General features: G+C 55.7%; 10 protein-coding genes. 7 read left to right on the top strand and 3 right to left on the bottom strand.

The window, feature by feature from the left end; genetic code table 11:
• The first annotated feature begins 75 nt into the window (after positions 1 to 75).
• From waaC to IPM59_01490, 5 genes are all read left to right on the top strand, one after another.
• Positions 76 to 1,122, top strand: coding sequence for a lipopolysaccharide heptosyltransferase I (gene waaC / locus IPM59_01510; protein MBK9214271.1), 1,047 nt, complete (start codon positions 76 to 78; stop codon positions 1,120 to 1,122).
• Entirely contained in the window at positions 1,119 to 1,658 is a 540-nt protein-coding gene (locus IPM59_01505; GenBank protein ID MBK9214270.1) for an isoprenylcysteine carboxylmethyltransferase family protein, read from the top strand. Before waaC ends, IPM59_01505 begins: the two co-directional genes overlap by 4 nt.
• Positions 1,659 to 1,671: 13 nt before the next feature.
• Positions 1,672 to 2,472, top strand: a complete 801-nt coding sequence (locus tag IPM59_01500) for a DUF3108 domain-containing protein (GenBank protein ID MBK9214269.1) — start codon at positions 1,672 to 1,674, stop codon at positions 2,470 to 2,472.
• A 371-nt stretch (positions 2,473 to 2,843) separates the two neighbouring features.
• Positions 2,844 to 3,803, top strand: coding sequence for a DUF4912 domain-containing protein (locus tag IPM59_01495; GenBank protein MBK9214268.1), 960 nt, complete (start codon positions 2,844 to 2,846; stop codon positions 3,801 to 3,803).
• Between the two features lie 84 nt (positions 3,804 to 3,887).
• Entirely contained in the window at positions 3,888 to 5,534 is a 1,647-nt protein-coding gene (locus IPM59_01490; protein ID MBK9214267.1) for a DUF1957 domain-containing protein, read from the top strand.
• On the opposite strand, the gene lepA is transcribed toward IPM59_01490, so the two are convergent.
• The gene (gene lepA, locus IPM59_01485; GenBank protein ID MBK9214266.1) at positions 5,529 to 7,334 is read right to left on the bottom strand and encodes an elongation factor 4; all 1,806 of its coding nucleotides are present in this window, start codon (positions 7,332 to 7,334) and stop codon (positions 5,529 to 5,531) included. The genes IPM59_01490 and lepA overlap by 6 nt on opposite strands.
• A gap of 144 nt (positions 7,335 to 7,478) precedes the next feature.
• On the opposite strand from lepA, the gene IPM59_01480 reads away from it, so the two are divergent.
• Positions 7,479 to 7,922: a YtxH domain-containing protein gene (locus IPM59_01480; protein ID MBK9214265.1), complete on the top strand. Its 444-nt coding sequence runs from the start codon at positions 7,479 to 7,481 to the stop codon at positions 7,920 to 7,922.
• Between the two features lies 1 nt (position 7,923).
• Positions 7,924 to 8,463 carry a hypothetical protein gene (locus IPM59_01475; GenBank protein MBK9214264.1) on the top strand — a complete coding sequence of 180 codons (540 nt, stop codon included), beginning with the start codon at positions 7,924 to 7,926 and terminating at the stop codon, positions 8,461 to 8,463.
• Between the two features lie 91 nt (positions 8,464 to 8,554).
• Here IPM59_01475 and IPM59_01470 read toward each other — a convergent pair whose 3' ends face one another.
• The gene (locus tag IPM59_01470; protein MBK9214263.1) at positions 8,555 to 11,545 is read right to left on the bottom strand and encodes a VCBS repeat-containing protein; all 2,991 of its coding nucleotides are present in this window, start codon (positions 11,543 to 11,545) and stop codon (positions 8,555 to 8,557) included.
• Positions 11,546 to 11,694: 149 nt separating this feature from the next.
• Complete coding sequence (locus IPM59_01465) at positions 11,695 to 12,855, bottom strand: saccharopine dehydrogenase NADP-binding domain-containing protein (protein ID MBK9214262.1); 1,161 nt, start codon at positions 12,853 to 12,855, stop codon at positions 11,695 to 11,697.
• Positions 12,856 to 12,858 lie beyond the last annotated feature (3 nt).

Genomic DNA, 12,858 nt, shown 5'->3' with positions numbered 1-12,858 from the left:
AAAATGAGACAGGAAATGGCTCAGAAATGCGCCACGGCGTGTAAAAAAGTTGTCGGGCAATTAACATATAGCCTTGTGCGAGTTCTGATCGTAAAACTTGGCTCGATAGGCGATATAATCCACACGCTACCGTCGTTGTCGGCGATGCGGCGGGCATTGCCGAATGCCGAGATATCTTGGGTCGTTGAGGAGAGATCGGCCGAGATACTTCGCGGCAATCCGTTGATTGATAACCTGATCGAGGTCGACACGCGATCATTGCGGGGCGGCAAGATCATCGAAGAGATATTCCTTGATACCGGCAGGCAGATCAGAAAGCTGCGCGAATATACGTTCGATGTAGCGATCGACTTTCAGGGCCTACTCAAGTCCGCAGTAATTGCTCGGCTGTCCGGTGCGCCGCGGCGATGGGGCTTTGCTCGCGAGAGCTTACGCGAGCCCGCGGGTCGCTATTTTCTGACCGATACCGTTGCGGTCCCGAAGCACGTCCACGTAATCCGCAAGAATCTCGCCCTCCTGGCTGGTGCTCTTGGGATTGAAATGGCGGATACGGATCTGGACTTTCCGATCGCAACAAATGACGAGAACAGGGCCGAAGCAGATGCCGTCGCGCGACAAACAGACGGCGACTTTGCGATACTCAATCCCGGCGGAGGCTGGGTTACGAAACTATGGCCTGCGGAGAATTTCGGGACTTTGGCCGATAGGCTGTGGCTCGAACACAGGTTGACCTCTGTCGTCACGACAGGGCCGAACGAGGACGGTTTGGCAGAGAGGGCTACTGAGAAGAGCACGTCGGGCAAGCTGGTCAATGCAAAACTAAGCCTCAAGGGCTTTTATGAATTGGCGAAGCTTGCGAAGCTATATGTCGGCGGCGACACGGGCCCGACCCACTTGGCGGTCGCCGCCGGGACGCCCGTTGTAGGTCTGTTCGGCCCCACAGAATGGTGGCGGAATGGCAGTCTGAACCCCGACGACATCTGCATCGAACGTAATGACATAGCCTGCCGCGTCGATTGCCATCGCCGCACATGCGGCAAATGGATATGTATGGACATCGGGGTCGATGTTGTGCTTGATGCGGTCGGCAAGAGCCTTGCTACTAACACGAGTCTTCGATGAATAAACGCACCCTCCAACGGATCCGCGTTCCGCTCGGTCTGATCTTTGCTGTCGTGTTTATGGTATTTGCCGATCCGACGACGATGAGCATCGTGATCGGCGGCGGCATAACGGCCATCGGGCTAGCCATTCGGGCATGGGCATCAGGTCATATCCGCAAGGCGCGGGAATTAGCCTCGACGGGACCTTATGCATATACAAGAAATCCACTCTATGTAGGCAGCTTCCTGATAGGTGCCGGATTTTCAATAGCGACCGGTGTATGGTGGCTCGCCGTTGTATTTGCCGCGCTGTTTCTAGGCCTCTATTTGCCCGTAATGAGAATCGAAGCAGACGATATGCGTGAGATGTTCGGTTCCGAATACAACGAGTACTCAAATCATGTGCCGATGTTCATTCCCCGCTTCACGCCCTGGCGTCGTAAGAGCATCGAATGGGAAAGTGGTCTATACTTGAAGCATCGCGAGTATGAGGCGGCTATTGGTGCGGCCCTCGCTTTCGCCTTGCTCGCTGTTAAGGCATATGTCTTGTCGTAAACCGGTTCCGAAAGTGCTTCGCTTGGGTTTTGTCCTTGCCGCGCTCCTGATTATTGCCGGTGTGGATGCACATGCTCAGCCCTTGGCCCAAACGGGTCGTGGGTCGGGGCAGATGTTTGTTGGCGAGACACTGACATATGATGGGAAACTCAGCCGACTCAAGATCGGCTGGTCTATCGCTGACCTTGTGTTCAAGACGACCGCGCAACCCGATACCGGGCGGCTGGTCATTCGCGGCGAGGCTGTTTCGCAGGGCACCCTCTTGAAATTGCTCCGTTTCAGCTTTGTTCAGGAGTACGAATCGCTGTTGTCGATGGGTGATTTCCGAATACTGAAAACGACAAAACACGACGTCCAGAAACAGCGGGTCCGCGACAGCGAGGCGGTATTCGACTACGGGGCTCGCAGCGTCACGTATGTCGAGACCGACCCTAAGGATGCGACGCGGCCGCCACGCCGAATTGCGTCAGAGATCGCTCCCGACGTTCTGGACATGGTCTCCGCTATCTACGCAGTGCGCTTGATGCCGCTCGATGTCGGTACGCGAGGCAGGTTTGACGTCAGTGATTCGGGCCTTGTATACAGCGTCCCATTTGCCGTGACAAAGCGTGAGCGCCAACCAACTGCGACATTCGGCAAGGTCACCTGCCTACGTGTCGAGCCTGACATATTCGGCCCCGGACGCCTGATCGAGCAAAAGGGCAAAATGGTCATTTGGTTGACGGATGATCCACGGCATGTTCCTGTCCGAGCTGAGGTCACCACTCAGTTCGGCAAGGTAAACATTAAGCTCGAGTCATACAAGAAAGATTGAACCTCGCCACATCTGCCCACCTCTGCCAACGTGCTCACCTTGTCAGCCGGTCAGAAAAGCCGCATACTAATTGTTTGCGGTTTTGACCGCTTTTTAATGACGTGGCAAAAGAGGGAGTTACAAAAAGGAAGGTACCTAAGCAGAGAACGACCGTAACCGATCCGTTCGCAGACGTTGTCGATCCACGTGTTGTCGGATCAGCGATGCCGCCGAAAGTCGTTAGGAAGCGGAACACTCGCTCCTCGAAGAAGACGACTGAGCCTTCGGCAGACGCCTTCGCAGAGGTTGCCGTTGCGACATCGCAGGTAAAAAAAGCGTCGAGGAGGAAAAAGGCGGAAGGGACGGGCCAATCGACTGCGGATGGCCCTAAGATGGCCAGTACAAAACCGGTCCGGAAGAAAGCGGCGAAGCGAGCAAAGGCTGATCTCGAACTCACATCCGAGCTTGTTTCGGTGGAACCGGAAGTTGAACTTTCACCGGCGTTTAAGGCCCTTTCAGACGTTTCCCTTCCTGAACTTGATCGCGAGAATCGTGCACGGCTGCTAATGCAGTCGCCAACGCGGCTCTATTTTTATTGGTCGCTGAAGGACAACCCATGGCATCAGCTGAAACGAATATTCGGTGATGATCTCGGCAGTTACGCCCTGGTTGTAAAACTGGTTGACCTCAAGCGCGAGACTGAAGAGATCAACCCTTGTGACAGCACGGGTAACTGGTGGTTCGCAGTCGAGCCTGATGGCGAATACCGGGCCGAGATCGGGTTCTATGCGGTGAATCGACCTTATTTTAGAGTCATGTACTCCAACTCGATCGCGACGCCGCGCCGCAGCCCAAGTCCGCGGCCTTCTACAGATTCGCGGTGGACAGTTTCGGCCACGAAATTTGCCGAGGTGCTTGATGTGTCGGGATTTTCGCGCGACGCCTTTGATGTTGCTATGGCAGGTGACGATCCGATCACGGCCGATAACGCTTCGCAGATCGCGTTCTCAAAATTCATCGGCACGAGTGAATATGCCCTCGACGGCATCGCCGCCGATGACATTCGCTACGCGATGCTTGCCCTCGCAAGCGGCTTTACGCTGGAGGAGATTCGATGGCGCGTCGGCCCTGCGTTATTCGCGATTCTACAGGCAAATGTTGGTAAGCTGACAGCTGCCAAAGCGCAGGTCGCACTTAAGGAACATTTCGACATCGACGAGGCCGAATGGACCGAGGAGGAATTCTCAGCCGCGGTCTACGGCGTGAGCCTCGTGCATTTCCCCAAAACGCTGAAAACGCGACGAGTAACGTCGGCACGATATAATCCGGTCAGTTCACACTCGGTCGGCTAGTTTCTTCAAACAGATTAGACAGGATAGACAGGATTTAATAGTTTATCCTGTCTATCCTCGCCATCCTGTTTTAATATACCTGCAATGCCGCTCGGTTATTTCAGCCTCATCCTCCACGCCCATCTGCCGTTTGTCCGGCATCCCGAATATCCCGAATTCCTTGAGGAAGACTGGCTCTACGAGGCGATAACCGAGGTCTATCTTCCGCTAATTTTCATTTTTCAATCGCTGCACGAGGCCGGTGCGTCGCCGCGGCTTGCCATGAACGTCTCGCCGCCGCTGTGTGAAATGCTCGCCGACCCGCTGCTGCAGGAACGTTACACACGCCACCTCGAAAACCTCATCGATCTCGCCCACAAAGAGGAACACCGCACGCGAAACGAGGCCGCCAACTTTCACGACGTCGCAAAGATGTACGTCGATAACCTGACCGCCTCGCTCGAGCTGTGGAACAACCGCTACAAACGCAATCTCGTCAACGCATTCCGCGAACTGCAGGACGAGGGCGTCGTCGAGGTCATCACCTGCTGCGCGACGCACGGCTTTTTGCCGCTCATCTCGACCCGCGAATCGCGGCGTGCGCAGGTCGAGATCGCGGTCACGAATTACAAAAAGCACTTCGGCCGCCAGCCCCGCGGCATCTGGCTCGCCGAGTGTGCGTACGAGCCGGGCGTCGAGGACCTGTTAAAAGATGCCGGCATCGAATACTTCATCTCCGACACGCACGCGATCCTTTACGGCGATCCGAGGCCGCGTTATGGCGTTCACGCTCCGGTTGTCACTCCGAACGGCGTCGCCGTATTTGCCCGCGACGTCGAGACGAGCCAGCAGGTCTGGTCGGCCGAGATCGGCTATCCGGGCAACGCCCTGTATCGCGAGTTCTACCGTGACATCGGCTGGGACGCGGATTACGAATACGTCAAACCGCACCTGCACTCGTCCGGCGAACGCCGCCACCTCGGCCTGAAATACCACCGCATCACAGGCCGCGACGTGCCGCAAAACCGCAAGGAGCCGTACATTCCCGCGCTTGCGCGCGACAAGGCGGCTGAAAACGCATCGAACTTTATCAATGAGCGCATCAAGCAGGCACACCAGCTACGTGAGACGTTTGAAGGCCATCCGCCGCTAGTCATAAGCCCCTATGATGCAGAGCTTTACGGCCATTGGTGGTATGAGGGGCCACAGTTTCTCGACTTCTTCTTCAAGAAGATGCACTTCGACCAGGACGAGATCGCGTGCGTCACGCCCGGCGATTTTCTCGACGCCGGCCTATCGATCCAGGAACAACGCCCGACCGCCTCAAGCTGGGGCGAGAGCGGCTATTACAAAGTTTGGATAAACGAAGGAAATTCGTGGATGTACCCGTATCAGCACGACGCGGAACGGCGAATGACCGAACTCGCGAAGCAATTTCAAATTTCAGATTCCAGATTTCAAATTTCGAACAAAGAATCTGGAATCTGGGACTTGGAATCTGGAACTCGGCTTTTGAATCAGGCCGCCCGCGAACTCCTGCTCGCCCAATCGTCGGACTGGGCATTCCAGATATATCAAGGCACCACCGTGCAATACTCGTCACGCCGATTCCAATCGCACATTCAGCGGTTCGATATGCTGGCGAAGATGCTGGACTCAGGTCAGGTTGATGATGAACTTCTTACCGAGATCGAATCACGAGACAACATCTTCAGCGAGATCGACGCCTCGGTTTACGCGAGCGCGTCATGATCCTTCATTCACCTTTAGCACCGCGAGGAATGCCTCCTGCGGTATCTCCACACGTCCGACCTTTTTCATTCGCTTTTTGCCTTCTTTTTGCTTTTCGAGCAGCTTGCGTTTGCGCGAGATGTCGCCGCCGTAGCATTTAGCGATGACGTTTTTGCCCATGGCCTTGACGGTCTCGCGGGCGATGACCTTGTTGCCGATCGCTGCCTGGATGGGAACTTCGAATAGCTGCCTCGGGATGAGTTCTTTCATCTTCGCGGTTAGTAGGCGGCCTTTTGCCGCGGCCGTATCTGTATGCAGAATAAGGGATAAGGCGTCCACCGGCTCGCCCGATACGAGAATGTCGAGCTTGACGAGCTTCGATTCACTGTAGCCGGACAGGTGATAATCGAGTGACGCGTAGCCGCGCGAGACGCTCTTTAACCGGTCGTAAAAATCTAGCACGATCTCGTTCAACGGCAGCTCATAGACTAGCATCACGCGGTCCTTGGTCACGTACTCAAACCTCTTCTGCACACCGCGCTTCTCATCGAGCAACGGCAGAATACCGCCGAGAAACTCGTCATTCGTCAGGATCGTCGCCTCGATATACGGTTCCTCGATCTTCAAAATGCGGCCCGGCTCGGGCATCTGCGACGGACTGTCGATCTCGTGAACGGCGTTGTCGGTCGTCGTCACGCGGTAACGAACGCCCGGCGCCGTCGTGATCAATTCCAGATTGAACTCTCGCTCAAGCCGCTCCTGAATGATCTCCATATGGAGCAGCCCGAGAAAGCCGCAGCGGAACCCGAAGCCCAACGCCGTCGACGATTCCGGCTCGTAAAAGAACGACGCGTCGTTAAGCCGGAGCTTGTCCATCGCGTCGCGCAGATCCTCGTATTGCGCCGAATCGGTCGGGTACAGCCCGGCAAACACCATCGGCTTGACTTCCTGGAATCCGGGCAGCGGTTCGCTCGCGGGCCTTGCGGCGTCCGTGATCGTGTCGCCGATCTGAACGTCTGCAACGGTCTTGATCGACGCGGTAAGAAAGCCCACCTCGCCGGGTCCAAGCTCGGTGATCGGCGTCGCCTTTGGACGGTTAACTCCAATCGTTTCAACCAGATACTCGCGGCCGGTATTAAAGAAGCGCAGCTTCATGCCCTTCTTTATCACACCGTCGATCACGCGAAACAGCACGATCACGCCGCGATACGAATCGTACCAACTGTCGAATATCAACGCCTTCAGCGGCGCCGTAGCGTCGCCCTCAGGCGGCGGGATGTCCTTGATCAGCTCCTCGATAATGTCACCGACGCCTTCGCCAGTCTTGGCGGAGGCGAGCACTGTGTGCGTCGTATCGAGGCCGATGATCGTCTCGATCTGTTCCTTGATGCGGTCTGGCTCGGCAGACGGCAGGTCGATCTTATTTAATACAGGGACCAACTCAAGGTCGTTCTCGATGGCGAGATACGTATTCGCCAGCGTCTGTGCCTCGACGCCCTGCGAGGCATCGACCACCAACAAAGCACCCTCGCACGCCGACAGCGAACGCGAAACCTCATACGAAAAATCCACATGCCCCGGCGTATCGATCAGGTTGAGAACGTAATCCTTGCCGTCCTTTGCCTTGTAATCGAGCCTGACGGCGTGGGCCTTGATGGTGATACCGCGCTCGCGTTCGAGGTCCATGTCGTCGAGTAACTGATCCTCCATCTCACGTTCGGATACCGCACCTGTCAACTGCAATATGCGGTCGGCCAGCGTCGATTTGCCATGATCGATGTGGGCAATGATCGAAAAATTCCTGATGCGGTCGCGGTTCATAGCCAAAAAGACAAACTGTGATTGTAACAAATCGCCATCGATTAAATAATCCTTTGCTGCGCTCACAGCGCATTTGCTATAGTGAACCTATAGCCGAGTGATGTTTTACGCTCATTCGCACACGAATTTGTGCGGGAGGAAACTATGGGACGAAATTACGACAGGGAAGAATCAGGGGCTTCGACGAAGTTAACGTATTTGCTGATTGGCGGCGGCATCGGCGCGATCCTCGCGCTACTTTTTGCACCGAAATCGGGCGAGGAGCTTCGGGGAGACATAGCCGACGCAACGCGCAAGGGCATCGAGAAGGGCAAAGAGGCTGCCGCTCAGATCGGCGAGAAAGCCGGCGAATACTACGAGGTATCAAAGGAAAAGGCCGGCGAGCTTTACGCTGCTGCCGGTGACAAGGCCGAGGAGATAGCCGACAAGGCAAAGGCTGCCGCGGCCCGCACGGCAAATCCTTTCACTGCCGCTATCGAGGCCGGCAAGGATGCCTACACCGCCGAAAAGCGTAAGAACGAGTCGAAAGGCATCACCGACGGCCGCCCGACCTACACCGTCGAGGACGCCAAGGAAGACAAGTCTTAACGTGAATACCAGCGACCCACAATCCTGGCAAATGGTCTCGTCGATCGTGATTGCCGTGTGCTTTATCTTCATGGCAATCGCGTTGCTGTGGATCGCGCTCACGGTGCGAAAGGTCGTCGCGACCGTCAAGAATGTCGAGGAACGCGTCGAACCGCTGCTCTATAAGATCGATCTGATAAGCGCGCAGGGACGCGAGATGTCGGTGCACTTTACCGAGGTCTCGGCCAACCTCTCTACGGCGACCAAACACCTCGCCGAGTCGACCCAGCTTATTAAAGAAGAGGTCGCCGAATTAAAAATGCTCGTCAGCGACACCGCCGTCACCGCCAAGGACAAGGTCGCTATGGTCAGCCGCTCGATCGACCGCACGCACGCCGAGGTGCTCGATACAACGCAATTTGTCCAACAAAAGATCGTCGTGCCCGCCCGCGAGATCGCCGCCATCATGGCCGGCGTTAAAAAAGGCCTCGAGGTCCTGTTTGCCCCCGCACCCAAACAGATCGACCGCGTTTACGAGGAAGAGGAAATGTTCATCGGCTAGCCGCAGTCGAGAGAACGCAAGCAACAGAATAGCCGGTTGTCGAGAGACAACCGGCTATTTCTTGCCTTACAGTGTTGATCCGACCCTTGCTTTAGGGGAGATATTTCGCAGGGATCGGTATGTCGGTCGCGATGCCAAACTGCGACTGAACGAGGCCGGCAGTCGAACGGTTCAGATGCCAAGTTCCGTCGCGGTATACCGCGATGTCGTCGGCTCCGTCGCCATCATAGTCACCCGGGACAGGAATATCTCCGGTTACTCCAAACGATGTTGTCGTTACCGATCCGTTAGTACTGCGGAGCACATACCAGATCCCGGTGCCGGGTCGAAATACAGCAACATCGTCCTTATTATCGTTGTCATAATCCGCCGCGACGGGCAAGTCGCCGGCCGTCCCGAACGGTATAGCGTCAAAGTTTTGCGCCGGAACGCCCGTCGGTTTCGCGATATACCATTGGCCTTCGGATGGCCTGAAGACGGAAAAGTTTGTCTTAGCATCACCTTCAAAGTCCATCGCGATCGGGACATCGCCTGCGGTTCCAAATTGGTCGGCCGAGAACCCGCCGGTGCTCTTTAGCACGTACCAGAAATTGTTTGCCGGGCGATAAACTGCATAGTCCGCCTTTCCATCCCCGTCGTAATCACCCGGTTGCGGTATGTCAGCGGGGAGGCCCCACGAGGCAGAAGTGAAGGTGCTGGTCGCGCTCTGCAGGACATAGAAGTCCACTTCGAGCGGGTCGTTTGCCGGACGAAAAACAGCAAGGTCCGTTTTGCCGTCGTTATCAAAATCCCCGGGAACCGGTATGTCGCCGTTTGAGCCAAAAGCTTGAGTTGACAGGCCGGCAGTCGAACGGTTCAGATACCAATTTCCCTCAGCCGGCCGAAATACCGAAAGATCGGTCCTGCCGTCCCCGTCAAAATCAGCTCTTGAGCGGACCGGAACCGCGGCCCCAGTCGTCGTAAAATTCACGTCCGAAATATCGAAAAAGATATTGCCGACTGCCTCGACCTTGATCCTCGCCGTGGTCGTCGCGACATTCGGAATAGTCACGCTCTCGGAGCCGTCGTTTGCCGTGTTTGCCAGCAGCACATTTGGAAACGTATTTCCGCCGTCGGACGAGAACGATATCTTCACGTTTGCGGTGTTGACAGGAGCACCTGACGATCCGCCGACATCCCACGTCACCGTCTGCGTCGAGTTTCCCGCATAAGTCACATTCGTGTTCGGCGACGTGACCGCAAACGGACCCGTCCCAGCTACAGTTACCTGCATCGTCGCATCCGCTACACCGCCGCCTGCCGCAAAATTATCACGCACGGTCAGTCGAAAGTTCATTGTTCTGGCTATTGATGGCAGCGATTCACCCGTAATGCAGTTCTCGCCCGCGGCGCAATTGTAGCCATTGGTCGAACCTGAGGTCGGGGCGTTTGGGAGCATTGTTGTGTATGTTGCCGGCGGATTGTTTGCGTTATTGAGAATATAGGTCAGGCTCGGGAATGTTCGCGAAGGCGACGCTGACGGGTTGAATGACCGGAAGATCGGACGTGGCCCATTTGCATCCGTGTCAGGGTCACCGGTTGAGCCGGTCGGATTACCCAGGTCATACTCCTCCCACGAGTATGTAAGTCCATTATTGGTAGCGTCGGTGGCACTGCCGGTTAGCATGAACGGCGTAAGCTTGGGAATCGTAAAATTCGCCCCCGCATTTGGGACGGGTGCTACGTTGGCCGTAGCCGCCGTTGTGCCGCACGTGCCGCCAGGGCTAGGCGGATTCGTCCCCATCTCGGCCAGACTTTGCTCGAGGCTCCGGGCATGGAATACATCTATCGAGTTCGAAGACAGATTCCGTGGGGCGCAGATGCCAGCGTAGCCCATGATCGTTACGCCGCTTGCCGGCTCGTAAGCAGAGTTTGTCGAGCGAGTAGTGCAACTGCCGTCGACGCTGTTGTTGAAGGTATGGCTCATACCGAACTGATGTCCGATCTCGTGTGCCACATAATCCACATCATATCCATCGCCCTGTGGAACGGGCGCGCCCGTGAACCCCTGGGCCTTATTGCCCGTAGAGCAGATGCTCGGGCTGGCGGCCAAGCCGTTAGGATTGCCAGTTCGTGACAGGGCGTGGCCGATATCGTAATTCGCATCACCGTAGGCGGTGTCGAGCACGACTTGATTGCGAGTAACAGATAGGTCCGCGACGTTCGGGTTCGATGCATCAGGAAACCCGCCGTCATTGCCGACGCTGAATACCGTGCTTAAGTTCGAAACGATCGTAAATGTTACCGCAAGCTCGCGTCGATAGATCAGGATCATGCGGTTGGTCGTGGTTGTGATCGCTGCGAAGGCGGTGGTCGTATTATTCCCGTGAAAGGTGGTGTATTCCTTTGTCGCCGAAAAAGCGATCCGCAGCGTTCGCAAGTTTTCGCCGTTGCTGTACTCGGGAGTGCTCCCTGAGCCAATATCCGATCCATCGATGCTGCTGTCGTCCACACCGCAGGAGAACGGGTCATCGGATCGCACACTTCCTTTGTAATATACGATGTAGTGGGCACGGTCATCAGTGGAATAAGGATCGACCAGGTAGGTGCCGTTGATGCCCGATACGTATCCGTGAAAGCCGTTGATGTTGATGTCAAACCGAGCCGTTGCCGTCGGATCGTCGATACCTTGACCGCTAAATGTCTTCCAGGTCGGAAACTGGCTGGCGACATTTGCAGCGAGGACAGGCGATTCCTCAAGCCTGAATCGTTCCATCCGGCCATCGGGTGTCGGAACTTCAAGGATTATCTGCCTGGCCCGTGCAGCGACCGTGAATTCAAGCGGTGCCGAAGCGAGGATCCGTTTTAGCTCTGAGATGTTTACACGATAAACAAGATATCTGTCTGGTGTTATCGACCGCTGTCCGCGGATCGATGCGGTCGCTTCATCGACTTGAGACCAGAGTTGATCTCCGCTCTTACCCCTTGTACCGGCGAGGCCGGCCAGTGTGGACATTGAGAGGATCGTTAGAAAGAGGGCGATGTGAAAGAAACGCGAGGCAGTGGAACGGTGGACACAGGCAATACTCCAGCAATTTAACATGACAGATCTCCTTTGGTTGTTTTGGATTTTGATGTGAAAGGAGCGCGTGGTGGCAGAATTCGCCAACATCGTGACACATACCTTCCCCTCGTACGGTTCACTTAACTCTCGGCAATGAGCCGGTTAGCTTTCGTTAGAACGGACGAATTCTAGCTTAGTGAAACGAGACTGTCAATAGAGTTGATGGTGATTCCGCGTTGGTTAAGCTCGACGACAAATGTATCCGGATCGATGGCAAGTTCTTGTGGTGTAGCTCCGCGTAGGTTGACATCACCGCGGGCCATCATCTGGGCAATGATAGATGCCGGAAAGGCGGTCGTTCGCATCATCGCGGACATTCCTGTCGTAGTGTCGAAGCGGTCCACAATGTCGTAGCGGAGCTTGCGGTTCTCACCATTATTGGTTCCGATAAAGTCCAATCGGATGAGAACGTAATCGGGGCCAACAGCGGGGAGGTTCTCCTGCAGGAGTTTCCCAAACACTTTTCGCGGTATGACGTCCTGAAAATCAACCACGGTTTTCTCGCTCGAACAGAGACCGAGATCGATCATTGCCTTGAATTTGTCACAATGGCCTGCGTAGCGGATCGTTTTGTAATCGAGCTCTTTGACCTTGCCTGCAAAAGTGTCCGGCAACGTCGACGTGCCGCCGCTCGTTTGAAACGCCTCGAGTCGAGGAAAACCATCGAACCACAAGTTCTCGAGCTCGGTCATTGATGCGACCTCGGTGATCTTGCCGTCGCGGATCACGCGGGCGGTCTCGATATATTCATTTATCAGTCCTTCGACCGAGAACACAAGCTGATAATCGAGGGGCGGCTGCGGGTCTTGAGGGAGACCGCCGACGCGGATGTGTATCTCATCGACGCGATCAAACCGCGTCGTGCCGTGCATCGCCAGGATCGAGACCATTCCCGGTGCAAGGCCGCAGTCGGGAATGATATTAATGCCCGCGGCTTTTGCTTCGTCATCGAGATTGAGTTGCTCGTCAACTACGTAATTGTTACCACCGAGGTCGCAGAAGTTGGCACGCGTTTCGATCGCGGCCTTTGAAAGAGCGACGTTGTACCAGTAGTTTACGCACGAGATCACTGAATCGTGCCCGCGCAGGAGCGAGACGACATCAGAATAATTCGAGACGTCGATGTGATGCGGATCTACACGTGACGTCCCGACCGAGTCGGCGACGGCCTCGGCCTTCTTGAGATCGTTGTCAGCGACGGTGACCGTCTCGACATCGGGTGAGTTGTGGATGAGGTCAAAAACAGCACCATGGCCCATACGCCCGGCGCCGAGAACCAGAACTTTCATTTC

Source organism: Chloracidobacterium sp., assembly GCA_016715795.1.
GTDB lineage: Bacteria > Acidobacteriota > Blastocatellia > Pyrinomonadales > Pyrinomonadaceae > OLB17.
This window is presented reverse-complemented; position numbering and strand designations above follow the sequence as displayed.

What these genes read in the sequence shown, in the direction of transcription:
- IPM59_01465 (MBK9214262.1), bottom strand. Translation starts at nt 12,855, where the DNA reads ATGAAAGTTCTGGTTCTCGGCGCCGGGCGTATGGGCCATGGTGCTGTT.
- IPM59_01505 (MBK9214270.1), top strand. Translation starts at nt 1,119, where the DNA reads ATGAATAAACGCACCCTCCAACGGATCCGCGTTCCGCTCGGTCTGATC.
- IPM59_01470 (MBK9214263.1), bottom strand. Translation starts at nt 11,545, where the DNA reads ATGTTAAATTGCTGGAGTATTGCCTGTGTCCACCGTTCCACTGCCTCG.
- IPM59_01490 (MBK9214267.1), top strand. Translation starts at nt 3,888, where the DNA reads ATGCCGCTCGGTTATTTCAGCCTCATCCTCCACGCCCATCTGCCGTTT.
- IPM59_01480 (MBK9214265.1), top strand. Translation starts at nt 7,479, where the DNA reads ATGGGACGAAATTACGACAGGGAAGAATCAGGGGCTTCGACGAAGTTA.
- IPM59_01495 (MBK9214268.1), top strand. Translation starts at nt 2,844, where the DNA reads ATGGCCAGTACAAAACCGGTCCGGAAGAAAGCGGCGAAGCGAGCAAAG.
- lepA (MBK9214266.1), bottom strand. Translation starts at nt 7,334, where the DNA reads ATGAACCGCGACCGCATCAGGAATTTTTCGATCATTGCCCACATCGAT.